At 32.7% G+C, this 26,590-nt stretch carries 22 protein-coding genes; 1 reads left to right on the top strand and 21 read right to left on the bottom strand.

Going from position 1 to position 26,590, the window contains the following annotated elements; genetic code table 11:
• Positions 1-9 precede the first annotated feature (9 nt).
• The 17 genes from CLAVI_RS01700 to CLAVI_RS01620 form a co-directional block, all read right to left on the bottom strand.
• On the bottom strand, positions 10-216 hold the full coding sequence (locus CLAVI_RS01700) for a hypothetical protein (RefSeq protein WP_194843852.1): 207 nt from the start codon (positions 214-216) through the stop codon (positions 10-12).
• A gap of 514 nt (positions 217-730) precedes the next feature.
• A complete protein-coding gene (locus tag CLAVI_RS01695; RefSeq protein ID WP_194843851.1) occupies positions 731-2,233 on the bottom strand; it encodes a hypothetical protein in 1,503 nt (500 codons plus the stop codon).
• Positions 2,234-2,286: 53 nt separating this feature from the next.
• Positions 2,287-3,789 (bottom strand): hypothetical protein, encoded by a 1,503-nt coding sequence (locus tag CLAVI_RS01690; RefSeq protein WP_194843850.1) that lies wholly within the window; start codon positions 3,787-3,789, stop codon positions 2,287-2,289.
• Positions 3,790-3,823: 34 nt separating this feature from the next.
• Positions 3,824-5,353, bottom strand: coding sequence for a hypothetical protein (locus CLAVI_RS01685; RefSeq protein WP_194843849.1), 1,530 nt, complete (start codon positions 5,351-5,353; stop codon positions 3,824-3,826).
• A gap of 42 nt (positions 5,354-5,395) precedes the next feature.
• Complete coding sequence (locus tag CLAVI_RS01680; protein ID WP_194843848.1) at positions 5,396-6,940, bottom strand: hypothetical protein; 1,545 nt, start codon at positions 6,938-6,940, stop codon at positions 5,396-5,398.
• Between the two features lie 191 nt (positions 6,941-7,131).
• Positions 7,132-8,661 carry a hypothetical protein gene (locus tag CLAVI_RS01675; protein WP_194843847.1) on the bottom strand — a complete coding sequence of 510 codons (1,530 nt, stop codon included), beginning with the start codon at positions 8,659-8,661 and terminating at the stop codon, positions 7,132-7,134.
• A gap of 348 nt (positions 8,662-9,009) precedes the next feature.
• Complete coding sequence (locus tag CLAVI_RS01670; RefSeq protein WP_194843846.1) at positions 9,010-10,023, bottom strand: hypothetical protein; 1,014 nt, start codon at positions 10,021-10,023, stop codon at positions 9,010-9,012.
• Between the two features lie 165 nt (positions 10,024-10,188).
• The gene (locus tag CLAVI_RS01665; RefSeq protein ID WP_194843845.1) at positions 10,189-11,190 is read right to left on the bottom strand and encodes a hypothetical protein; all 1,002 of its coding nucleotides are present in this window, start codon (positions 11,188-11,190) and stop codon (positions 10,189-10,191) included.
• Positions 11,191-11,325: 135 nt separating this feature from the next.
• A complete protein-coding gene (locus CLAVI_RS01660) occupies positions 11,326-12,294 on the bottom strand; it encodes a hypothetical protein (protein WP_194843844.1) in 969 nt (322 codons plus the stop codon).
• Between the two features lie 193 nt (positions 12,295-12,487).
• Positions 12,488-14,050 carry a magnesium and cobalt transport protein CorA gene (locus tag CLAVI_RS01655; protein ID WP_194843843.1) on the bottom strand — a complete coding sequence of 521 codons (1,563 nt, stop codon included), beginning with the start codon at positions 14,048-14,050 and terminating at the stop codon, positions 12,488-12,490.
• Positions 14,051-14,165: 115 nt separating this feature from the next.
• Positions 14,166-15,671, bottom strand: a complete 1,506-nt coding sequence (locus CLAVI_RS01650) for a magnesium and cobalt transport protein CorA (RefSeq protein WP_194843842.1) — start codon at positions 15,669-15,671, stop codon at positions 14,166-14,168.
• A gap of 249 nt (positions 15,672-15,920) precedes the next feature.
• On the bottom strand, positions 15,921-16,850 hold the full coding sequence (locus CLAVI_RS01645; RefSeq protein WP_194843841.1) for a hypothetical protein: 930 nt from the start codon (positions 16,848-16,850) through the stop codon (positions 15,921-15,923).
• A gap of 162 nt (positions 16,851-17,012) precedes the next feature.
• Entirely contained in the window at positions 17,013-18,074 is a 1,062-nt protein-coding gene (locus tag CLAVI_RS01640) for a hypothetical protein (protein ID WP_194843840.1), read from the bottom strand.
• A gap of 111 nt (positions 18,075-18,185) precedes the next feature.
• Positions 18,186-18,398: a hypothetical protein gene (locus CLAVI_RS01635; RefSeq protein WP_194843839.1), complete on the bottom strand. Its 213-nt coding sequence runs from the start codon at positions 18,396-18,398 to the stop codon at positions 18,186-18,188.
• A 245-nt stretch (positions 18,399-18,643) separates the two neighbouring features.
• Positions 18,644-18,877, bottom strand: a complete 234-nt coding sequence (locus tag CLAVI_RS01630; RefSeq protein WP_194843838.1) for a hypothetical protein — start codon at positions 18,875-18,877, stop codon at positions 18,644-18,646.
• A 50-nt stretch (positions 18,878-18,927) separates the two neighbouring features.
• Positions 18,928-19,896 carry a hypothetical protein gene (locus CLAVI_RS01625; protein WP_194843837.1) on the bottom strand — a complete coding sequence of 323 codons (969 nt, stop codon included), beginning with the start codon at positions 19,894-19,896 and terminating at the stop codon, positions 18,928-18,930.
• Between the two features lie 379 nt (positions 19,897-20,275).
• Positions 20,276-21,247, bottom strand: a complete 972-nt coding sequence (locus CLAVI_RS01620) for a hypothetical protein (RefSeq protein ID WP_194843836.1) — start codon at positions 21,245-21,247, stop codon at positions 20,276-20,278.
• 219 nt (positions 21,248-21,466) lie between these two features.
• Between CLAVI_RS01620 and CLAVI_RS01615 the strand changes: the two genes are divergently transcribed.
• Positions 21,467-21,637, top strand: coding sequence for a hypothetical protein (locus tag CLAVI_RS01615; protein ID WP_194843835.1), 171 nt, complete (start codon positions 21,467-21,469; stop codon positions 21,635-21,637).
• A gap of 95 nt (positions 21,638-21,732) precedes the next feature.
• On the opposite strand, the gene CLAVI_RS01610 is transcribed toward CLAVI_RS01615, so the two are convergent.
• From CLAVI_RS01610 to CLAVI_RS01595, 4 genes are all read right to left on the bottom strand, one after another.
• Positions 21,733-22,107, bottom strand: coding sequence for a hypothetical protein (locus tag CLAVI_RS01610; RefSeq protein WP_194843834.1), 375 nt, complete (start codon positions 22,105-22,107; stop codon positions 21,733-21,735).
• Between the two features lie 183 nt (positions 22,108-22,290).
• Positions 22,291-23,250 (bottom strand): hypothetical protein, encoded by a 960-nt coding sequence (locus CLAVI_RS01605; protein ID WP_194843833.1) that lies wholly within the window; start codon positions 23,248-23,250, stop codon positions 22,291-22,293.
• Positions 23,251-23,784: 534 nt separating this feature from the next.
• The gene (locus CLAVI_RS01600; protein WP_194843832.1) at positions 23,785-24,876 is read right to left on the bottom strand and encodes a hypothetical protein; all 1,092 of its coding nucleotides are present in this window, start codon (positions 24,874-24,876) and stop codon (positions 23,785-23,787) included.
• Positions 24,877-25,395: 519 nt separating this feature from the next.
• Positions 25,396-26,397: a hypothetical protein gene (locus tag CLAVI_RS01595; RefSeq protein WP_194843831.1), complete on the bottom strand. Its 1,002-nt coding sequence runs from the start codon at positions 26,395-26,397 to the stop codon at positions 25,396-25,398.
• Positions 26,398-26,590 lie beyond the last annotated feature (193 nt).

Below are 26,590 nucleotides of genomic sequence, written 5' to 3'. Positions count from 1 at the left end.
CGAATTCTTCTAACGCATACATAAAATCTTTATCTGGCAAAGATTGTAGCCAACTAAAAAGATCGCCGCATTTATATCTATTACATGCTTAAACCTCTCTTCCACTTCCCTCTCTATACATAATTTAAACGCTATTTCATTTACTAATAAAGAAAGGTCTATCTTGGCATCTAATTTTTTATGATTATCTTTTTCTAAAGATGCACTGATCCACATCTTTGCCTACACCAGCATCTCTTTCAATGCATGACACGCCTCTTCTTGGTATGGCCTTTCTGGCAATTGCTCTAAGGCTTCCTTGAGCATCTGTCTTTTCATATATTCTAACATAAATGAGCCACACGTTAAGACATCTTTATATACACGCAATATGGAGGAGATTAGTTGCATACATGATGATTAAACTTAAGCTTCTTCCTACGAAAGACCGTTTATCAATTTTTAAGCAGATTATCAGATCTTCTCTCCCATCATACTCACTAGCTATCTTTGTTAAACTTTGAATATTTAATCTTAGATTTTCTAAATATTTCTCAATATTTACCTCTAATGAAAGCTTATATGGGTTAATAATCAGCCAGAGTGCAGTTTGTTCATATAAGGCAGGATTATGTAATGCAGTACACGAGACTGTTAAAGATAGATAGATCCTTTCCTGCTTGAGCAAGAGCTTGATCTCTAAAAGGAAGTATAAGCACTGAGCACAAATTAATTTAGAAGAATGATTTTGTTATTTACTTACACATTTTTCTAATAGAGTTTCTTTTAAAACGTCTTCATACCCCTCCACCAGAGAAGCTAATGGAAAAAGGTCCAATTCAGGTAAATAAGCTGGCTCCTGAGCTTCTGAAAAAGTAAACCTTGGAGATCCCTGCGTAATAGGAACATTTATTCTTCCTCTTACTTGATCAAAAACCTCTTCCTGAAGTCTTGGAGAAGTCAGTAATACACGCTCTAGAGATACTGAAGATAATGCCTGAGCTCCTAGACCAACTACAGAGCTATGAGGAGCTTTGCAAATAGCGCCTGCTGCTAAAGAACGTAGAAAAGAAATTACTGTTTTATGAACGTTTAAGGCCTTATATTTTTTTTGATACGCTATCTTTAATTCAACAAAACATTCTTGTATCTGCTTTTCTATAGATATAGATAAGACCTCTTTCCTTAAATTGTACACCTTCTCATAGGGGAGCTCTGCAAGGATTTTGTCTAATAAATTCTCTGACACCTCTTGTAATATAACTATAAGCTCTTTTATTGAAAATTGATCCCACAACTTCTTAACATCATTTATTAACATGTCTTTGAGCGCTTTTTTTAATAAATCTAACGGTAAAAACACAGAAAATATTTTTAAATTTTTTTGTAATATGCTTATTAAAATCCTACTCGATCGCGCTCGCAGAACATTGACTAAAAGAGACCTTGGAAATTTTTTCCATGAATTAACACATACACAAACAATCTCTTTATCTGGCAAATGCATCAGCCACTCACTACACTGAGCAATGAAATTATCATTAATTTTTATCTCAGAAATCGCTATGTTTTCTCGAAAAAAATGATATTTTATCTGCAACTCATCTAACAGCCGCCTTTGCCACATTATCTGGTCTAGCTTTGCCTTATTTTGATATTCTTGTTTATATATATGACATTCTCTCATTTCTAAAATCATTTCTTTCAATGTATTCAAAGGATCTGTTTCTTCTGTTGTTAGTGCCAAATTTTCTAACCTTTCCTGGAGTATTACTAGCTTCCTTTCTTCAATTTGACACTTACTAATTTTAAATATATCTTTATATAAGTTGAATAATGAGGCTGTTAGCTGCATAAAATGCCTTTCTTCTAACATCATTATTTCTACAGAAGAACCAAAAACTCTTTTACATATAACCACCTTACTATTAGCAGGATTTTCTTTAACCAATTGTAAAAGTTTTCTAATGTGCCTGTTTATAAGTGTTTTAAAATCACAAAAAGTATGCTGCATGCCTAGATTAGATGGTTCTATAGAGATCCATATTTCTGGCCTAGGATGTAGGGGAATATAATTAATAATTAAATTTGGAAAGCAACTCACCTCACCAACCATCAATCCTTCTTTATTAAAGAAGAATCGTTGTAAACTACTATGCCATGACTTGATAAGAGGTGAATTTTGCGTTAATACTGCAACAGGAGATTCAATGCGTCCTGCTTGAGCAGAATCTCTATGATAAACTATAGCCATTACATAACATGTTCAAAAAACAGTCTGCATTATGCAATTTTTTTAATTACTGCCTAGTCTTGCATACATCTTTCTGCTAATACCTTGTTTAGAGCGACTCTATACCCTTCTGCCAAAGAAGCTAATGACAAAAGATCTAATTCAGATAAATAATCTGGTCCCAACACATCTTCAAAAATAAACTCTGGAGATCCTTCCACAATAGGAATTTTTACCTGAACTCTTACTTGACTTCGAACCTCTTCTTGAATTCTGGGAGAAGTCAGTAATATCCTCTCTAGAGATATTGGAGATAAAGCCTGATATCCTTGACCAACTAAGGAGCTATGAGGAGCTCTGCAAATAGCGCTTGCTGCTAAAGAGCGCAGAGAAGGAATCACGCTTTCATTAATTTTTTTGATGTTATATTTTTTTTTATAAGCTTTCTTTAATTCAACAAAACACTCTTGTATCTCCTTTTCTAAAGATATGGACAAGACCTTTTCTTTTAAATTATACAACATATCATATGGGAGCTCCAAAAAAATTTTGTCTAATAAATTCCCTGACATCTCTTGTAATATCCCTATGAGCTCATCCCCTACAAATTGATCCCAAAATATCTTAACATCGTCTATTAACATTGCTTTAAGCGCTTTTTTTAATAAATCTAATGGCAAAAAAACAGAAAATACTTTCAAGTTCATTTGCAATATGCTTATTAAAACCCTGCTTGATCGAGATCGTAAAACATTGATTAATAGAGTCTTTGGAAACCTTTTCCATGAATTAATACATACACAAACAATCTTTTTTTCTGGCAAATGCATCAGCCAATCAGTACACTGCGCAATGAAATTATCAGGAATTTTCATCTCAAAACCCCCTAATGGCGGTGAAAAAACTTGATATTTTATCTGCAATTCATCTAATAACTGCCTTTGCCACATTATTGGGTCTAACTTTGCCTTATCTTCATATTCTTTTTGAAATATGGAACATTCTCTCATTTCTAAAATCATTGCTTTCATTGTATTCAAGGAATCTGTTTTTTCTGTTGTTAGGACCAAATGTTCTAACCTTTCCTGTAGTGTTACTAACTTTCTTTCTTCAATTTGATATCTACTAATTTTCAATATATCTTTATATAAGTTTAATAATGAGGCGCTAAACTGCATAAAATGCCTTTCTTCTAATCTCATTATTTCTGAAGCAGAACCAAAAACTCGTTTATATATAACGGCCTGACTATTTGCAGGATGTTCTTTAACCAACTGCAAAATCTTAATAATATGACTGTATATAAGTGTTTTAAAATCATAAAAAGTATGCTCCGCACTTAGATTAGATGGCTCTATAAAGACCCAAATTCCTACCCCATGATCTACATCCATATGATTAATAATGAAATTTGGGTAACAACTTACTTCATCAACCATCATGCCTTCTTTATTAAAGAAGAGTTTTTGTAAACTACTATGCCATGACTTAATAAAAGATGAATCTTGCGTTAATGCTGCCACTGGATATGCAGTACTTTCTGCTTGAGTAACATCTCTATGATAAAATATAGCCATTGCATTATGCCATTTTTTTAATTATTGCTTAATCTTACACACATCTTGCTACTAATGCTTTCTTAATAAAATCATCACATCCAGGAAGCAAAGAAGCTAATTGGAAAAGATCACACTCCTTAGAATATAATGGATCTCGAGACCTATCAAAAACCACCCTAGGGAATACTTCTGATGATAAATCATTTATCTTTGCAAATATTTTGACATATTCTTTGATCTCTGGATTAGCTAAAAGCAACTGATCTATATATTGTGCTCCCCAAGGTGCTAAAACCTGTTCTTGACCCTCAATTACTGACTTTATTGGGTATTTGCAAATAGCGCTTGATGACAATAATAATAATGATGGAACAGGTCTTTCTTTTGCCTTCAGAAATGATTCCTCGTTGTTTTTATTCATTTGTAACCCAGAAAGGTACTCATCTATTCGTTGTAATACATGCTTCCATAAAGGCATGTCTCCCATTCTTTGCTTTAAATCACATATGACACCAAAAGGCAATTCTAAAAGAACCTGATTTAAGAGATTTTTAGGAATTTCTTGAAGTATATTTATAAGCATTATTATTGGCATATTGCTTACACATGTAATTAAATTACTATGTGACACATCCATTAAAATCTCTTGCAATAGCTCTAATGGAACGATTCTTAATAATTCAATGGAAAGCCTATTTAAAATAATCTCCCATGTACTCTTTGGCTTATTTTTTAAAATCTTTTGTAAAATTTTTATTGGAAATAGATGCTGACCTATTATTAACAATTGTACAAAATCTCCTTCTGATAAAAATTCCAGCCAATGAACCAGCTCGTCTTCAGATAGATGTTTATACCTTCTATTTACTTCAAAAGATATGCCTAATGCACCCTCCATTGCATCTATTAAACAAGTATCTATCTTATCAGATAGTACTGTCTCTTCATCCTGCCTTCTTAAAAATGTATTACTCCATATCTTTGCCTGTAAAATCATCTCTCTCAATGCATTACATGACACTGCTTCAGAAGGCCTTTCTGGCAATTTTGACAAGGCCTCTTTAAGCATATTGCTGCATGAACCTTCTAATACAGATAAACGAAAAACTAAGACATCTTTATACAACCGTAAGAAAGATGCTATTAATTGTTTGCATGCAGGTAGATTGACATATTCCCCCTCAAAACACAGTTGATCAATTGTTAAGAAAAATATATGAATTTTTTCTTCATCATGACCCTTAACCCTCTGTATTAATTCTCCAATAGCACATATTTCTTCTTCTAAATATTCATAAAGATCTCCTTTTGGAAAAAGCCTAACTGGTGCAATAGTAATATGAATTTCTGCTTGCTCTAAGAGCGAATCCCTGGCTGAAATATACGAACAATTTAAATTTAAATAACACCTGTCCTGACTAGCATTAACTCTTGAATTAACTAGCATTCCCTGATTACCAAAAAAAAATTCATACAAGCCATTACACCATGATTGAATAAAAGGTACAGATGGAGATAGAGACTCCATCTGATTACCATCATCTACTACTGGAAATATATCCCTAAAAGGTAAGATTACCAAAACATCTAACCCGCTTTAAAACAAAATTTTATATTAGTGTTTTTATTCTTTATTTCCACATTTTTTTAGCATTCTTTTTTCAAAGATGCCCTTATAACCTGGCAGAAGAGACGCTAATGACAAAAGATCTAATTGAGGTAAATAATCTGACCCTGGTACATCTTCAAAAATAAACTCTGGAAATCCTTCCTCAACAGGCATTTTTACCCTAACTCTTATTTGACTTCGAACCTCTTCCTGAAGCGTTGGATAAAGCATTGCCATTCTCTCCATATATGTTAAGGACAATGCCTGAACTCCTTGACCAACTAAGGACCTATAAGGCGCTTTACAGATAGCACTTGCTGCTAAAGAACGCAGACAAAGAAAAGGTCTTGCTATCTTTTTTAGATATACTGGATTCTTTTTTTGCAGCAGTTGTAATTCAGAAAGGTATTCATCTATTTGCCCTTCTACTTGCTTTATTAAAGTAGCTCCAGCTGTACTTTGCTTTAAATTTCCTAAAACATCCTTAGGTAATTCTAAAAGAATATTTTTTAAAAGATATTTAGGCACTTTTATCAATATATTTATAAGCGTTTTTAGTGAAATATCCTGCAGAACTACTATTAGATCGGCTGTGGATATTTCCCTTAACGCTTGTTCTAATACATCTAATGGTACCATCTTTAATGCTGTTATGGAGTTTTTCTTTAAAAGACCAATCAAAAACCTGCTCCCTTTCTCTTTCCAAGCTTTACCTATGCAATTTGCTGGTAATTCTTCTCCATATAAAACCAACATCATACAAAACACTTCCTCTGGGAGAGACACTAGCCAATTAGAAACATCCTCTAAAGAAATCCCTCTAACTACATTCCCTGACCTTCTTTCACCATTTGCATCATAATCATATATTTGCATATACACACACAACTCAAGAAATATCGTCTCTAATTCTACCACCTGTACTTTCTCATTCTGACACTCAATAATCTTCATTCTTTCATGTAAAATCATTTCTTTTAATGCATTACAATGCCCTACATTTTCTGTATTTTCTGACACTTGATCTAACAATCTTTTAAGCTCTTGTCTTTTTACCTCTTCTAATACAAATATATCGCACGTTAAAACATCTTTATAAAATCGCAATAACGATGCTACTAGCTGCATAAATGAAAAATTATTTAAATTTACCTTTGCAAAACACTGTTTGTTTATTTTTGAAGATACTCTAAAGATTTGCCCTGTATTCTGCTGCCTCACGATCTGCATGAGCTCATACAAACCTAATTCTAGGCGCTCTAAATATTCAGTCATCCTATTTCCTGATGATAACCTAGCTGATATAATAATAATTTGAATGTTTGCGTGTTCATTTAATAAAGGAAAACGAGATAGCATAAAAGACACACTTATAAATGGATAAACGACTTCATCATTACCATTCCTTCTTCCAGCAACTAAAATCCCATTAATGCCAAAAAAGAATTCATGCAAGCCTTTACACCATGATTGAATAAAAGGTGAAGATGCAGACAGAAAGTTTTCATGATTGCCATTATTTACTACGGGAACTAGATCCCCACGAGACAATATCGCCACAATATATAACTTAATGAAAAAAATAGCTTATTGTAGGGCCTTTATTTTTTATTTTCACATTTTTTAACATTTTTTTTTGAAAATTGCCCCTATAATCTGGCGCAATAAAAAATTAATGACAAAAGATCAAAAAAAGGTCACGCCCTATCATCTGCTTTTTTTGATAAAAGATGAACTGCCTAGTCTTTAGCTTATCTCCCTACTAGGGCTCTGCTTATAAAAATATTATATCCAGGAAGCATAGCAGCTAAAGGGAAAAGATCATGCTCCTTAGAATATTCCAGCTCTGGAGATCTTTCAAAAACCAATATAGGATCTCCTTCTGGCTCTGAAAATCTTACCTCTGCGTACCTTAGAAGCTCTTCTTTCATCTCTGAATTAACTGAAAGCAACATCTCTACATATGCTGGCCCCCAATCGGCTTTATCCTTATCTGTAAAAACAACTGCAGACTGTTTTCGCAATTTGCAAATAGCTATTGCTGACAATGACAGTAATGATGAAATAGGTCTTTCTGAATCTTTCAGAGATAATTGATTCATTTTTTGTATAAGTTGTAATTCGGAAAGGTTTTCATTAATCCCACTTAATAAACTCTCTCCTAGCGACATATAACTCATGCTTTGCTTTAAGTCATACACAATACTAAGAGGCAGTTCTAAAAGAATTTTACTTAAGAGATTTTTAGGCATTTCTTGTAATATGCTTACAAGCATTTCTAAAGGCATACTAAGCACACATTTAAATAAATTTTTATTTGATTCTTCCATTAAGACCTGTTGTAAGAGATCTAATGGAATTACTCTTAATAGGGGGATTGAGAGATTATTTAAAATAATCTTCCATGCATTCTTTGACTTCTTTCTTAACACTTTTTGTAAGGAAATTATTGGCAATATCTCCCAATTTTCTTCTACCACCTTTACAAAATCTGTATCTGATAAATCTTGCAGCCAATTCATAAACTCTTCTTCTGAAAGATCTTTATATGCAGGTAGTCGTATTGAATTTCCTTCCCTATGTATACTGAAAAGCCCTTCTATTAGATGGATTAAAAGAGTATTTATTTTCTGTGGCACTAACATCAATCTATCCTCTTCTCCTGCACATGTACTAATCCATATCTTTGCCTGTACAAACATCTCCTTCAATGCATTACATGCTCCTTCTTCACATCTTCTTTCTGGTAGTTTCTCTAATGCTTCTTTAAGAATCTGCCTATACTTATTCTCTAATACAGATGAACTACACGCCAAGACATCCTTATAAAGCCGTAATAAAGATGCTAGCAACTGTATAAATGCAGATAAATTTAAGCTTTTTGCAGGAAAAAGCTTTTCATTAATTTTTAAGCAAACTGTACGATTTTTTTCATTATTACGCTCCATAACAGTCTGCATGAGATTTTCTGCATTTTTTTTTACCTTTTCTAAATATCCAGCAAGCCCTTCTTCTGGACAAAGCTTGTATGGCATAATAACAATATGAACTTCTTCTTCTTTTAATAAAGAATGATGCGCTAACACATAAGAGCAATTTAAATCTAGATAGCTCCTTTCTTGACTAGAATTAATTCTTTGATTAACTAAAATGCCCTCTGGACCAAAAAAAAATTCTCTCAATCCATTCTGCCATGATTGAATAAGATATGAAGATTTATCTAGAACATCGCTAGCACTTCCTATATTTACAGATTGATCTCTAAAAGAAGGTATTACCATTGTATTCAACTCAATGAAAATCAATGATTTATACTGATTATTCTTTTTTTTATCTCTACATTTTTTAAATTTTTTTTGAAATATGCTGTCATAACCTGCAGAAATAGACGCCCCTCTGAGTAAAGATCATTATTTTTAAAATATATAATATCTATTTAGGTAACTCTCTAAGCATTTTTAATGATTATGAGCTATACCTTCTTTACATTATCCTTAACCTTTTTAGGAGTCATTTGAGCTACGAATAGATCTTTTGGCAAATTCATGCTAACTTTACCAATACACTTATAGTATTTGTCATTCATATCCAAGCTCCCTAACACAACATTACTTTGAACAAGGCGCCTTCTACTTTAATAATTTTTTTAAAATAAATTTTTCTAATTCTTCTGAATAATTAGGAAGTAAAGACGATAAAAAGATAAAAGGAAGCTCTTCATCAACATCTAAAGCTACTTTTCTATGGCCATGGGAACAAAGCTCAGGCGTTTTATGTCTTGATATAACAGGAGCAGTAACGCTTAAATCTAAGCCAGCAGCAAACTCTTCTTTTAGCCTGGAATTTATTAAAAACGTCCTTTCTAAATACAATGCATTTAATTTGATTTCCCCAGGAAAAGATGTATCACGCCATGGTTGATAAGACTCTGTCAACATGCACCTCAATGATAAGAAAATTAAGGAAGGTACAGTTTTATGTATTGGCTCCCCCATAGCTGCTCTCATCTCGACATACAATTCTTTCCATTCTGCCAAATTAGCAACAACAGTCTGCATTAAAAGATCTCTTGCTGCCATTAGATTTGTATTATTTCGGTGTAGTAAGACCTCTCTTATCTTTCCTTGATCGCTTCTCGGATAAGAATTTTTAGATAATTGACTAAAAAATTTTGCATAATATTCCCTTTGCTCTTTAAATAAAGCGCCTATCACAATTAAAAATTGCAATAACTGCCTTTGCCCTAACATGAATACTTGTCTATTTGACGACTCACAAGTTATTATATAGCTCGTGCTTGGAGGTAACATTTTTAACAAAGCAACTAACTGATCCATAGCCCTTAGAGCAAATTTATCTCCAACTATATCTGAACCCCAAGATAGATATTCATTATATACCTGCTGAAAAAGGCTTATGCTTACGCTGCCTTCTTCTAATCTATAACTAAACTTTGGACTAATATATTTACATGTAAAACCATACACACTACTCCTATTAGACGAATGACAATGGGAAGAAAAGAGATCTTGCACAACTTTACGCCACATTTTAATCACAGAAGAATTTGTGGTTAATGGTTTCTTTAAAACCATTGGTGTTTGTTGTAAAGCTGCGGCATATGCACTAGTATTAAAAGTCATTTTTCCAAAAAATATTTATTACTAATACAACAAGTTTTATAGAATAAATTGTTTCTTAGCAATTCCAAGCTATTTTAAAAGAACCTAATCATCAGAATTTAAAACGCTTAAAAAGAAAACCTATTAAACTAGTCATTCTTTGTGTTAATAGCTACAGACAGGTTCTTATTCTTTTAGAGTACATTTTTCCAATAATGCTTTGGTTAGAGCTTTTTCTACTGCTTCTTCATAACCTTCTACCAAAGAAAGCATTGGCATTAAATCTAACTCTGGAATGTAATCACTGTAGCTACGATCCAATCCTTCCATTGTGAAAGATGCTCTTTGATCTATAACCATCATCACATATTGATTTCTTTCCCAAACAGCTTTCTGAATCCTGCCATCTTTTATTAATTTTTCTTTTATTAATTCTGCAGTTAGTAAACCCCCTCTAACCAACATTGAAGATGCTGCTCCGCCTTCTGGCATCTTGAGAATGGTCTGTAATGATAACGCTAACAATGATGGCATTGGAGATTGTTGAATCACACCTTCCCCTCTATGTCCTATAAATATTGTCCTTAAATCTCTAATACACTTTAAAATCTGTCTTGCGCATTTACCATTTATCTTTATATATCTCTGTAAAACAGAGGCATCTTTATGTAAAGATTGACTAACCTCTTGATTCAACATCAAAGAATATAGCTGCACCTGATCTAATAATGTATGTAATAAAGAAGAGAAGAAACTTATAAGATGCCTTAAATCTAATTGTGCCTTTATTGTCTTTCCCTCAACATCACATGTAATGCCATAAACTGAATGCCTGCATTTTTTAACTATTAACATCATCTGAAAAAGTGAATGCTCTAAATGGTTTTCTAGAAATTCATCTTCTGGATTATACGGCGTTACAAAAATCTTTGCATCTATACCACCAAAATCACCTGTGGCTATTCCAATCCAAGCATGACCTGCTAAAACACATTGTGGCCATTTAATTGGACATAGCTCTTTATTTAGCGCATCAGGGTTATCATTAAAAGTATGTTCCACAAAATATTTAGAAAAAAATTCCCTCCAGAACTGAATGATTGGAGAACTTCTTGTTAAAGGTCTTTCTGATATTTCTCCTGTGCTATTTAAAGAAATACTACTTCCTAGAATAGATGAAAACGCCATATATACTTTTTAATCCTTACATTTTGAGGGCCATAAATCATTTTCTGTATGTTATCATGAGTACATTATCTTTTACAGCCACATGATGCCTCCATGCATCAAAGCTCTACAAATCTCTTCTTGTATTTACACTGCTTACTGATTGTTACTTGGATGAAGATCTGAGGCATCTTCTTCACAAGGCTGTTCATCACCACTCATACATTGTGCAAAAATTTTTTCTACCACTAAATGCTGTAACAATGATTTATAATTAGGAAGCAATGATCCCAAAGGGAAAAGATTTAGCTCTGAACATATATTCCTTTCCTGGGAATCTCTCAGCGAGAGTGCAGGCTCTTCTCTACCACAATGAGGAATAAGCATCACCTTAAAGTCTGCACAAACTTGAGATATAATCTCAGGATAATACCTCACCAACTTTTCTAAATATGCCTTTCTCAAAGGTATTTCTGTAGGCAAAGCATTAGGCTTAATGAGCGCGCTGCATGATAACGCCAGTAAAGTATTTGGCGTTACACCTAATCCTCCCCCACGCTTTTTATATTCCATCCTTAATTCTATTAGAATGCTCTTTATCAAAGGCAACATGTGACAACGTATTATTGCTTGTTCTTTCCGTCGCATAATCTCTAACTCGCCTACATTAGGCAACATATCAAGCAACAAGTATTTATAAGATAAATTATCTTGTAGAAAATAAAAAAAAGATGCCAATAACTGTATAAGCTGAATAGCACTCAAGGTATATTCTTCTACCAACACAGGAGAGTTTATTACATCACTCATAGTATTCAATAGCAATTGCATATCTTTTAAGCTTTGAAACATCATTGGATACATTCCTAGTCCATATGGAGATGATTCATAGACTTGTAGACGTGTACTATGGTCAGCCGATAGTTGTACGCGAAGCCAAAGATACTGATAAGGAATGTACGTGCTACCTGTATATGTATGAAGAATGTGACAATGACGCCTAAAGTATGGCTCTAGCAATTGTCTCATAAACACTATAATTGGTGAGTTTACTGTTAAAAGAGGCTCTTGGAGCACTTTTCTTTGAGCCGTGGCTGGCATTTTAGTAAGAGGCAATATAGCCATAGAAATAATTTTTTTAGGAAAAATATAATAAACCAAACAAATTATAACAATCTAATTCACAATTTCTCTAAATATATAAAATTCTCATCTCCTAATACTATTAGAGAAGATTTCACTCTATACTTGAGGTTCTCTACATTTGAGCCACTATATACACCTTAATTAAGAATAAAGATTTATGAAAATGAGTGTGTTATTTACATCCACATTTTTGTAATAATGCCTTTTTAAAAAGCTCTTCATAACCAGTCACCATAGAAGCTAATGGTAAAAGATCTAATTCAGGTAAATAATCTAAAGATTGGGATTCTAAGAAATTAAACTCTGGAGATAGATCTTTAATAGGAATCTTGACGCCGACTCTTACTTTTCTATACACCTCATCCTGAAGCCCTGGATAAAGCAATGCCATCCTTTCTACATATGTTAAAGATAAGGACATATTTTCTTGACAAACTAAAGATCTGTTTGATGCTTTGAAAATAGAACTCAATGCCAAGGAGCGCAATGATAAAACAGAGGGCCCTTTACCTGGTAAAGATAATTCATTCATTTTTTTCAGCATCTTCAGCTGAACAATAGAGTCCTTTATTTGCTTATTTAGCGATTCGATTAAAGATATAGTAGCTCCTATTTTTTGTTGTAATTTACATACAATCCCTTTTGGCATTTCTAGAAGAATCTTTTCTAATAGTTCTGAAGGCATCTCTTGTAATATATTGACAAGAAAATTTATTGACATGTTATTTATAATTTCAAGCAAATCAATTTTAGAGATATCTCTAAGAACCTTTTGTAATAAATTTAATGGTATTATTTTTAATAAATTTACTGAACTTGCAGCTAAAATAATCTTCCATCGGCTGATTGGCTGCTTTTCTAGCACTCTTACTAAGTTTATTTCTGGAAACATACCTGTCCATTCTCTTAAAATGAATATAAAATTTGTTGCTGATACAGATTGCATCCGCTCCATAATTTCATCTTCAGTCACACCTGTATCTTTAGGCATTAAAATGCATTGCATCCTTGCGTATATGTTCCTCCTCATCTTCTGAAGAAAATAGCCCATATTTGATTCAGAGCTGTCTACCTCCCCAATAACTTTTATTTTTTCTTGTTGTATTACACATCTTGTACTCAATTCCTTGGCCTGTAATATCATTTCCTTCAATGCATTACATGATCCTGTCCCCCAAAACTCTGCTGGTAATGCCTCTACAGCTAATCTCAAACGCTGTTCTTTTACACCCTCTATCATACATGAATTATATGATAAAATATCTTTGTATAAATACAGTAAGGATGCCATGCATTGTACAAATGAAGGAAAACTTAGCCTTATTGCTTTGACACTTTTTCCACCAATTCTTGAGCGAACTATAAGAATTTCTCTTTTATTATGCTGTTTAACACGCTCTGTTATCATAAAAATACTTGCTTTTAGATGCTCTATATATCCAGGAAGACCTTCTCTTATTCCCCCTTTATATGGCGCAATAGTAATCATAACCTCTACTTCTTCATGTAATAAAGAACGATATGGTGAAAGATAAGAAAAAATTAAATCTGGGAAAACCATTATTGATTGATTAAAAATATCCCTTTGAGTAACTAAAAGCCCCTTAGATCCAAAGAAAAAATCTTGCAATCTACAACGCCATTTTTGCATCCAAAGTTCAACCGGATACAGAGTATCTTTAGAATTCACTGTATTTACTGATTCAACTTGATCACCAAAGGGAAATATAGCCATTATATGTCACTTAATTAAAAATAAGAATTTATGATCATAATTTTGTAATGTATTTTTTACATTTTTCTAAAAAAAACTATTAGCAATAATAGTCTTTTTTTATAATTAAAATATATCATTTATCATTTTCTTTGTTATTATCCCCACACTTTTCCAACAGTGTCTTTTTAAAAACATCTTTATAACCAGGCAGCATAGACGCTAATGGTAAAAGATCAAGCTGAGGCAAATAGCATTTACTCTGCTCTTCTCCAATAATAAACTCTGCAGCGGTACCCACAAAAGGAATATTCGCTCTAATTCTTACTTCTTGTTGAACCTCTTCTTCAATTCCTGGAGAAGTCTGTAATATCCTCTCTAAACATGTTGAGGACAATGATTTAACTCCTTGAGGAACTAAAGAGCTATTAGACGCCTTAAAAATAGCGATAGCTGCTAAAGAACGCAGCGATAGAATACTTGTTTTATTGACTTTTAACGCAATGGCTCTTCTTTGATAAGCCATGTTTAATTCAACAAGATATTCTTGAATTTTCATATCTAGAGATCTATATCCAATCTCTAGCTTTAAATCAGACACAATATTCTCAGGAAGCTCTAAAAGAATTTTTTCTAATAGATCCAGTGACATATTTTGTAAGATCTCTAAAAGTTTTTTAATTGAAAGGTTCTTTAATATTTCATTAAAATCATTCTTTAACATTTCCTTAAGTGCTTTTTGCAATAACTCTACAGGAAAAATAGGTGCAAATCGTGTTATATCTCTTTTCAAGATGCTTATTAAAAGACTGGTTGACCGCTTACATAAAGCAGTAGTCAAAGCATCTGCCAAAAAACTATCGCATAAATCTACATATACATTTAAAAAATGCTCATCAGATAAAGATATTAGCCAATCCCATACCAGATCTAAGAAGAAGACAGAAGTCCTGCTCATAAAAGAACCTGAAAAATGAGAAAATTGATGCTTCCAACACAGACGTTTTTTGAGATAATCTAACTGGCTTTCTCCCATATCTGGGGTTTTCTTTCTATATATACTCAGTTTATTTACTTCTAAAGTCATTTCTCTTAACACATTACAAAACTCTTTTCCTCCTACTGTTTTTGGCAAATTATGTAGCATTTGCTCTAACGCAACCAAGTTATTACCCTCTTTTAGACATATGTAACTTTTCAATACATCTTTATATAAATTTAAGAATGAAGCAACTAACTGTATCAAATGCATTCCATCTAATTCTATTATTTCTTTAATAGAACCTACCACTTGTTTGCATATACGCACTTTTTTATGTTCACCATACTCTCTAACAAGCTGTAATAGTCTTCTCATATTCGCCTCTGTGAGTCTCTTCCAAGAATCAAAAGTATGCACTCTTGTTAAGTCAAATACTCCTATAGAAATCCACCCATGCACTCTTGAATTTAAAGGAGCATGAGTAACCCATAAAATTGGAAGGCCTCTTAACTGACCTACCATTATTCCCCCTTTATTAAAAAAAAGGGGTTTTATACTACTATGCCAAGACTTAATAAGAGATGATGCTTGCGTTAACGCAGAAAGAGGTTCTTCTATACTTACTTGTTGAGAAGGAGCTCTATTGTGAAATATAACCATATATATATTCGTTAATTAATCCTTATAAATGCTGTGTTGTTATTATGATCATACTTTTCTGAAAACCTTTTCCTAAAGCTCAGTATATAGAATAGTTATCCTTTCTACATATATTAAAGATAAAGGCCTTACTCCTAAACCAAAAACAAATGTGTCTTATGCTGTAAAAATAGATGAAAATGATGACAGCAAACTTTTATAACGTTTGGTCCTTACTACCCCTAAAAAAGGAAATAACATCATTAGGTTTTATCTTGTTGTTTTTTTGAACATTACTTCTTGTAAAATCTTGTGCACTTTTTCTTCATATTCAGGAATTAAAGATACTAAAGGCAATAAATCCAATTCTCCGCGCCATAAGCTTCTTTTACAATTTTGTAAAATTATTACAGGCACACTGTTAAAGCCATTAGCCTTTGCTGTTAATTCCTTTCTACCATACCTACGTTGCATCATCCTTGGCTCAACAGACATCAATTGCATTACTTGAAATTCAACTAGTGAAGCTTCACCAGACTTCGCTGAAACTAAATGATTCTTATATCTATCACTAAACAATGAATTTAACGTTATATCGAATAAAGATCTTATAGACACTGAAGGTGAATTCAAAGACCTATAATGATAAAAACATGTTGGTAAATAATCATTAATAATCTCCAGTAATAGTCGCCAATCCCTATTAGGATGATTAGGCCCTAGTATACCAAGATGAAGATTTACATAATCTCTTAACAAATGTAGCAATGAAGCAAATAATTGAGTCAGCTGTATATAACTCAACTCCCACAAATAATCTGTGCTATCATGTGTAGCTTTTATATAAAATTTTTTGAGACCTTCTTTTCCTCTAATAATAGAAATCATTAATAGCATTGTTTCGCAAATAGCATTTAAATGTATGCTTGAAGCAATAGTATCACTTAAAGCACAAGAATAAGGCCTGAGTGCTAAGACTTCATCCTCTTGGCCCCCCTCACGAGCTAGCTGTACCCAAAGATATCTATATTCTGAGATAGAATATCGAAGAGGATTGCCTTTTTGAAAGGCTGTGGCACATTCTTTTAAGTATGTACTACACATTTCACGAACTATTTTAATAATGAAAGAGCTCTGTGTTAAAAGAGGATCTGTATGCTTTATAGATCTTAGAGAAGAAGCAGCTATTGCTATAGACATTTTACACCATTATTAATAATAAATAATTACATTATATTAACAAAAAAACAGAATAAATGAATTCCATTAAATAAAAAATTATTATGAATAATCTCTTTTATCTAAGATGCAATATATATTTTTCTTGATGTAAAATAATTCATTTATAAATACACCTATTCTTTAACACCTAAAATTTGATGGCGTACATTTTTTTAAAACTTCAACTTTAAGCAATTGAACTAATTGTTCTTTATATTTAGGAAGTAGCGAAGAAAACTTTAACATGGCTAGATGAGGCTCATATATAACGCCTACTTCTCTATTCAAAGTAAGCTTTAGCTGTTCTGTCATCATCCGTGGTGCTATAATCACTCTCATAGTACTGGAGATATAATCTCTTACTTCTGGATAGCTTTGCAATGTTTTTGTTAGGTACACTTCAGTTAATCTAGGAACTTCAAGACGTGATGCATCACATAATGACTTTTGTGGAGAACTTAAAATTTTTTTGAAGGATAAAGCTAATAAAGAGGGGACCTCTTTAACTTGCGCTCCTCCTACCACACCTCTTGCATGTAAATAAATGTTTTTAGATTCTTTTACAGCTTCTTCCAACTTTTCATCCATAAAAGTTCTTGCTCTGACAAATCTTGGCTCATTTCTATAATGTAAAAGTAGGAGGATACTCCTTCGCACATAGAATGGGCTTGAATAAGCATCAGCAGCTATTGAATTAAAAAAATCTATCGAATGTGAATGACATTCTCTCCATAAAGAAAGAAGTATGGAAAATAATTGGATTAACTGCAGGGCCCCTAAAACACATCTATCTCTTTGGACATAACTTTTTACTTCTTCATTATATACATGAGAAATTACCTGACATGGTTCTTTAGAAGGTAAAAGTTTCAGCCTTTGAACTAGTAGAAGCATGTGATTTATGTTGATTGTATTTAATTCTGCCCCAAAAACATTGTGACGCAATGAATCATTCTTTTGAGCAAAAATCTGAACAACCATTAATCCTTCTGCATCAAACTCTCCCCTAGCAAAAATTTCCATAACAGGACACTCATAAAGAAAGATAAAACTAGAGCCAGGCACAAGACATTGCTCATGCAATACACTCTTCCATATTTTTTTCCATAATTTAATAATTGGTGAAGTACATGTTAATGGCTTCTGAAGATCTAATGATGGCAACTGAGCTGCTTTAAGCTGGGACACATGATTGAAAGTCATTGTTTAAAATATGATAACCTCTAAATAAAAAATAATATTAATCAAAATACACAAAAGATTTATACCTTTTCTTCAAAAGATATACTTCAGAGAACTATAAAGACAAACTTCTTATTCAATAGATTTACTATCCTTATGCTTTCTTTTCAACCCCTGAACAGATGAAACTGCCAAACTTAATAACTTTTCTATCATAGCTTCTTTTAAGCTTATTTGAACCTTAAGAACAAAAGAAGATAAAGGCATGAGGTTTAATTCTTTCAGACAACCATATTCTCTAGCATTACCTAATTTTATAATAGGTTTATTGCCTTTTAAAGGCATATGAACCTCTATATAAAATAAATGAACTGCTTCTGTTAACAGATAACAGATCAGGGTTACACATAAATAACCTCTCTAATAGCCCTTTCGTAAGATATGGATCACCATTAGCACTATAATTTAACAATCTCTGCAAAGTAATTGCTTCTAAATTACATAAATTTAATGCAGAAGATTTTTGTTACATTATCCCAATGATACTTTGAATGATCTATTTCATATTTTTGAGTAGTACAACATACCTCTTAAAGACCATTAATAACGTTTTCTTTTTGATCTAAGTTTACCCATGTAAAATCATTACCCATGCCTAAAAGGCCTCTATAAATAAGTTGAGAGCATTTATGTTGAAATTTTTTCCCAAGCAACTTCTGCCAAAATTCAATAACCAAAAAAGTAGTGGTTAATACAGCAGAAATATCTAAAACATTTATAAAAAAATAACATAAAAAGGCTCCTGTACTAGAACTTACAGACATTATTTTTCCATCTTTTTTGATTACCAAAAGAAAAAATTACCAAAAATATATTAAACATAACTTTTAACTATCTCCTGGATATGTAATATCTCCTTTACAGCAATACCTTGTACCATAGACTTCCAACCAGGAACAAAAGAATATAATGGCAATAAGTTTAGTTGTGGAGCGCCACCAGCTTCTCGAGCAGAGCCTATTTTTAGGTCAAAAAAAACTCCATCATCCAACAAATCTATATCAATATCAAATTGCCACAAAAATTCCTCTAAAAGTCCTGGATGTGTATTAAAAAGTTCTTTTAAATCATTTTCTCTAATAAGTGAACCTCCTCTAGAAAATTTTAGAACGCTCTTAACAGCAATCTTGTAAGGAATCAAAGCAGATAATGGTACTGTTGATCCCAATCCATGATCACCCATCACCCCTGCCCCTATTATAATCCTTTGCGCCTTGGCTGTAACATCTAATAAAGCTAGAGATTTGGTCATTTGACACATTATCTCATCCCCTGGGACACAGCCACTACTCCCTAAAGCACTAGATCTAACCAGGCCTCTACCTAAATTTATTAGCGAACTTAATAATTGTACTGTATGGCCAGCACTTAATTGGCCACCTCCATCTAGAAATCCTGGGCATATGAAATCTATCTGGTGCCCTAGTGAAGCCCAGTTAGCTATATCTTTTACTATCTTTAATACTCGCCACATACCCAGTATACCTTCGCCACCATCAATCTCTGGATCACATCTTCCTGAGTATTGCTTTTCATTTATCAATACACTTTGAAGCGTGCCATTTTTAGCATTAAAGACCCTTAAATCTATCCATGGAAAGCTATATCCCGTACCTAATTCTTCTTCTATAACTTCTTCTGTCTGGTACTGTTGAATAGCTTTCACTCCCAATCTACTCCAAAATTTCATGATTGTAGATGCAGAAGTTAATAAAGCATCCCCACTATTTCCATCACTCATAAATGAAGGAGCAGATGCTCCTGATATAGCATTCAAAGACATTATTTTTTCATAATTTTTAATTTTGAAAAATAACTTAACAAAAACATGTTATTTAACAAAGAAATACCTTTATATTTCACAAAAACAATGACTTAAGATTTTTTTGCATTTCCTTACATCCTTTTTTACTTATGCTAATATCACTTCAATCCCTTAAATTAATCAAGAATAGCCCTTTTTTAGCTTATTTATTTCCATAACAAGCTTCTTCTCTAAATGCATCTACCCACACATGGATACTTACATAAAAAGACCCCCACAAATATCAGAGGTCTTTTTTAATATAATAGGCTTTTAACTATGTTATAAAAAGATGTTAATCTTTTTATATATGACTATATCTTAAATTTCTTTGCTTCTACTTGCCACCAGCACCTTCTTATTCAATAAAACGATGAAAATTTAATATAGCATCTATTGTAAAACTTATTACATCCTCTTGCCATCCAGGAACAAACGAATATAAAGGCATAAGATTTACTACTTGATTCCCACAATAACTTCTAGCAAAACCCTGCTTAAGCACAGGTTTAGTTTCACCTTTTCCTAGAATCACATCAATATTCCACTGTTGCACAAAGTCTTGTACAATATTCTTATGCTCCCTTAATAAGCTTTTTAATCCTTCTTTGGTCATACAAGTATCTTCTTTATGACCTACCTTCATAATATCCTTAAGAGAAAGTGTTCCAGGAGCAAAAGAAGATAATCGAGGCAACTTCTCTAAACTCGAAGCTCCTACTGAAGCACTTTTATGCATCATTCCATAGATGATAGATATTTGTTCTATTACCTCTAAACAGATCTTCATTGAACATCCGAAATCCTGCTTAAATAAATGTTTAACAAAGAGAGGAGCCTCAACCATCATGCTTTGTATTATGTCTTTACCCATGTTTACTAGCGAGCCTAAGAATTGTAGTGTTTGCTGAGAAGATAAACTCCCCCCTCCATCTACAGATTCTGGACATAAAAAATCTACTCCCTGACCATCTTCAGAATCCTTAGCTAATTTTTTCACCACCTGAAGTACCTTCTTAAGATCTAAAAACCCTTTATTTACACCTTCTCCTCTTACGAACATAGCTGCTTGATACTTTTCCTGCTTTATAAGTACACTGGGACAAGAACCATCATCATTACTATTCAATAAACTTAAAGACACCCAGGTGAAGGTGTAAACAGAAGTAAAACTTGAATCAAAAGACCCTCCCATTGATGGGTGAAGAGCCTTCTCTCCTAATTGACTCCAGTATAAAATTATTTTTGATGTTGGAGTTAATAAAGGGCCATTTCTACTTCCAGTATGTGCTACTACAGTATCCGCTCTTAAAACTGGACTAATTGACATAAGTTTATCTCACATTTTGATTAAAAAAATAAAAATAACGTACACAATATCAACTATTAAAAAAATTGCTTTTTATTAAAAAAAGTTTATTTATACCTTTAAAGGCATCTAGAGAGAATAATTTAGTAAATTCCCCTTCTAAGTATAGATACAGATGTCTTTGATTACTAAAAATACTAGTGGATTTCAAGATATTGCCTATTTGTATAGCCGTATTTCATGGGACACATTTCTTCATCATGGCCTCTACAATTAAATCATCCATCTGCTCTTCATAATCTATCACCAAAGATTCAAGAAAACATAGATTCAATTCTTCTTGAACATATAAAGCCATATTCTCCAATAACAAAAACTTTGCTCCCCCTCTTAACAAAGGAATTAAAGTAATACTTAGTTGACTAAAAATATATTTTTAAGGTTTTTTGTATATAGCCCTTTGTTAGCTTTGGAAGAGAAACTGCTGATCTCTTTATTACTGAACTCTAAGATGATTGAAGCAAGCCCTTAAAAAACAAAGCTAATAGTGATGGTACACGTATGTTGAGAATGCCTTGCTCTTTTGATTGATGATCATAACGCCTTTTTAACTCATTTAAAGTACTTCCTACATAAAAAGAGATCGTATTTAATTGATGTATTACAAAAAGAAGAGAATCCATTTCAAGAGGTGCTACCTCTTCAGAAAATAATCCCAATTGATAATTTATATTACTGTTTAATGTAGATAATAAAGAACCCAATAATTGTAAGAATTGAAGCCCTGATACCTCTAGCTTACTGGATACATCTTCATTTAAAGAACAAGAAACAACTACATATTTTTCACATAAATTGCTATGTTCTGTTATAGCTAGCATCTTTGATAAGCTACCCTAAATAGCAGGTAGCATCCCTGGATTTTTAAGCAAATAAAGATGTGGAGTCAAAAAATATGATCAGGAAGAGTACATTCATCCATTGGTAATCATTGCCTTCATTAAAATCATATGACTTATTCGTATAATGTTTTTAAGAGAAGAGCCATCGATCATTAATCCTTCTTATTCTATACATCTTGAGCATATGTGCCTTATAACAAGATTTTTTAACATCTCTCTATAATTAGGCATAAACGATACCAAAGGCAAAAGATTTAACTCATCATAATCACTGTTTTCATAATGCTGCCCAAACGCCAGCTTATAAGGAATTCCTGAAAAACTAGGAACTAGGTATATGATCCTTCCCCGCCCAACCTGATCTACAATCCATGGATTTTCTTCTACCAAAGCCTCTACGCTATGTATAGTCAAAAGTTCTCCAACACTCAAAGCTTTCAATAACAGCCTTTGTATCGCTGAATCAGTAGAGGATATAGAGCTTATAATAAATGTAGCACGCGAAGATGGCGCTGACTTTCCCTGAAGGACTCTATATCTTACTCCTATCTCTAGAAATGCACGTGTAACAAATAATCGCAGAGCATGCAGCTGCCCACCCTGCTCCCATTTTTCCTCATCTCTAGCTTTACTGACATGAGGCTCTAAAACTAATAATGCTATTTTATAATCTATCTGTTGCCCCAACAAAAGTAATAATGCTGCAAATAATTGTGCTAATTGAGCAGCAGGTAGAATTCCTCCCAGCGCTCCTAGATTATGTTGGCGGCTAGGATCAAGACTCCGCACAATAGCCGCCATATTACTCGCGCTTTGTTTCATCGTTTCTACTACTTCTGAAGAAAAGTTATCAGAAAGACAACATTTTAGAGCAAGATCTACTGGACTGACATTGCTATGTATAGTTAATGATAAATTTATCCAGTAAATATTACATGTAAAACAACTAGCACTACGATTTAAAAAATTTTGATAATGCTGCAGAAACGATGGCCGCATCATATCCCGCCACACCTGTAAAATAGATGAAGATGGCGTCAATAGGGATACTATTCTTGGTTGTGCTGAGTCTTCAGTAGGTTCTGGAACATATGGCCGCTTAGCAGCTCGACGGATAGACATTATTATATCCTAATTTGTAAAAAACAAAAAAAATATAAACCACTATACCATAATCAATAAAATATTTTCTATGATTAACAGCCATTCTATTACATCTTTGATGTGCATGGATGCTATGCAGGAGTTATTCTCAGCCTCGTATACATAGTATCTGTTCTGTCAAGAGTATTAACTTTTTAGAAAGACTTTGACTTACTACACATAAAAACATCCTTGAAAAACTATCCACAGTTTAAAAAAGAATTGTGCCAAAAAGATAATATAGATCTCTGTATTTTGATAAACTGGTTATTAATCTTAAGAACTCTTCTCTACTAAGTCTTCTTCTGGACTTATCTCACATCAATCTAATAACTTATTCGCACATGTAATCGCCATTAAAATACTTCTTTCTCTTAATAAAGCTGGATGGTGCCACTGATCTAAAAAAGCACTTATTTAGGTAAGGAGCTACTACTAATTCTGCAATAATTTTACTAAAACTTTCTTGTATAAATAATTAATAAAATCCCTATAATTTCAAAAATGCTTTCCCTATTTTCTTATCTTTTTATAAAAATTTACCAAAAACTTTGACCATTTATTCTGACTATCTTTCTTAAGATCTAAATCTTTTAAAAAAATACCTTTGGGAGATATTTTTTTTAAAATAAGTTGTTCCAATCTTTCTTGATGACGTGGAATGAAAGAATAGAAAGGAATAAGATAAAGATCTTTACAATCATCTTGCCTTTCTCTTTCTTGATAACAAAATTGAAGCCCTTCTTTTTCTGCTATAACAGGAGGCGCTATACCTAACCCTACGAATTCTGCAAACTCTTCTTTTAACTGAGGCTGTATTAAAAAAGTCCTTTCTAAATACACAGGACTTAATTGCAAACACGACCTCTGATTCCATGGTTGATACGATGACTGACACATACAATTCAAGGCCATAGAAGTCAGCGAAGGCACTTTCCAGCCTATATTTTCTCCCATAGATATCTTCATAGCTATATAAAGCTTTTTCCATTCTGATAGCTTCTCTAAGACCAGCTTCATTAAAAAATGTTGTTGTTCTACTAGATATGGATAGTTTCTCTGCGTTAATATCTCTTTTACATCTTTTTCTCTATAATGCCTTGGGTAATAACCTTTTAATAATTCATCAAAAAACCTTCTATAATAAACCTTTTGTTCTTTGAATAAAAAAAGCATCACAAACAATAATTGCAGTAATTGTTTTGGGCCTAAAGAGAAATTCCATCTATTTGGTACAGCAGACACAACTCTACAACATGTATTTGGAGCTAAATCTTTTAGCTTTACAACAATCTGCGCCATTGCTTCTACACTTCTTTTATCTTGAATTACTTGCCATACACAACATCTAGAATCATCACACACCCTTTCTGAAAGAACTACCTCTAACACTCCCTCCCTTGTTACTCTATGAAATACCTCTGCCCTGATATACTCACATACAAAAGTATTTAAACTGTTTATATTAGTAGGACTACATTGCTGTAAAAATTGGCTTTCTACAATATTACGCCACATTTCAATAACAGGAGAAGTTGCTGTCAATGGCTCTTTAAAAGCTGTTTGCGTTCTTTGTAACGCACATGCAATTGGATCTATAGGCATTTATTGGACTATTATTCTTAGTTTATTAAAAAAAAATTACTTAAGATCAACGATCTGGTCATTGAACAAATATTTTATCTAATAGCTCTTTCTTAAAATCAGGGCTTCCATCATCCCTAGAAGCTAATAATCCTTTATACAGCAATACATAGAACTCATGGAAGCCTTTCTTTTGCTCGTCAGATCTAATATCCTACTTCTAGATACTCTACCATGGCACGATCAGCAGCTTAAACATCATGATTTTGTCATATTTTTTAATTTAAAAAAGAAAAAGCTATCAAAAACATGTTATTTACCTTCTTTAGTAATAGTTTTTTCTTCTGTTTCAATAAAAACAGAATGTTCACTAAGCAAGCCTCTTTAAATATACCTTCACTGATATTAATCATTTTTATAAAAAAGAGATTTTATACATACTTTGCAACTCTTGTATTAACACCCTTTTCTTGACCAAATAGAACCTTAATTTTCTTAAATCAAGTTCTCCATGATTTCAGCACCATGTTTTCTTATTCATTAGCAATGAAGAGAACCACATTTCTCTAGTAACTCTCTTTTAATAAAAGGCTCTACCGTTTCTTTAAGAGCAGTTAGTTTTTGTTTTCCTAAAACAATACATGCTGGCATAGAAAGTAAATCTAGCTCTTTAAGATAACCAGGCGAACGAAATCCTGAAAAAGCAACTTGATGCTCTATTCCTGGAGCAGATGGCTCTACACGCACTTCTAATTGCTTACTTAAATCATTTACCAGATTTTTATTTATTAATAATGTTCTATTTATATATGTCATTGTTAATGGCTTTTTAGAAGTATTTCCTTTTTCTAGCTCACCTTTACTAAACTTTAAAATAGTAATCACTGACAAAGATAATAAAGATGGCACCTCTTGTTTAATTGATAATACTCCCCGTAACCTCATATAAATTGCTCTCATTTCAATAATTCCACCCTGATATGTTTGCACCATTATAGCATACTCTGGAGGATCAGGAAAAAAGACAGGCGAAACAGGATATGACATACTCAAGTGATATTGAAAATCTTTTAATAAATAAAAAAATGATGCAAATAACTGCACCAATTGAAGACTATTGACAGTATGTCTATGAGCTGTTCTGCTATTCACTGATATGCCTGTTCGAGATATTATTGTATAAAGCTGCCCATGAACACTTTTTTGAGCAATAGAGCGCATCTTCTCTATTGTTCCCAATAACTCCATTGCCTCTTCTCTATACCCATCACTACTTTTAAGATAATATTTTTTTTTAGTGTAATATGATTTTAAACGAAGAACAATTTCTGTCTGCAAACCTTCAGTAATACTTATTATACAAGGAAAAAAATATTGATATTTAAACCCAGTAAATGCTCCATTCATTAAAAAAGAAGACTGTCTCCGACAAGAGATTTCCATAACAATACGCCATATTTTAACAAGGGCGTGTTCCTGATCTAGCATATCAACAAGCGTTGGAACTCCTTGTGAACGAGATCTCAACAAAGGCGCTATCATTTCGATTTTTTACAAAAAATTAAATAAGCAAACAAGAATTCTATCATAAAAAAAACATCCTACACAGCACTATTTCTTAAACATATAATCAGAGAGCAAATCCATCATCTTCTTTTTTTTATGCTCTTTCTTAAGATGTTCTGAAACTATATAAGGACCCACCTCTGCCTTATTAACCTTCTGCCATCCTTTA

The sequence above is a fragment of the Candidatus Clavichlamydia salmonicola genome, from assembly GCF_015356765.1.
Classification (GTDB): domain Bacteria; phylum Chlamydiota; class Chlamydiia; order Chlamydiales; family Chlamydiaceae; genus Clavichlamydia; species Clavichlamydia salmonicola.
The sequence above is the reverse complement of the archived record's forward strand: the minus strand, read 5'-3'. Positions and strand labels throughout refer to the sequence as shown.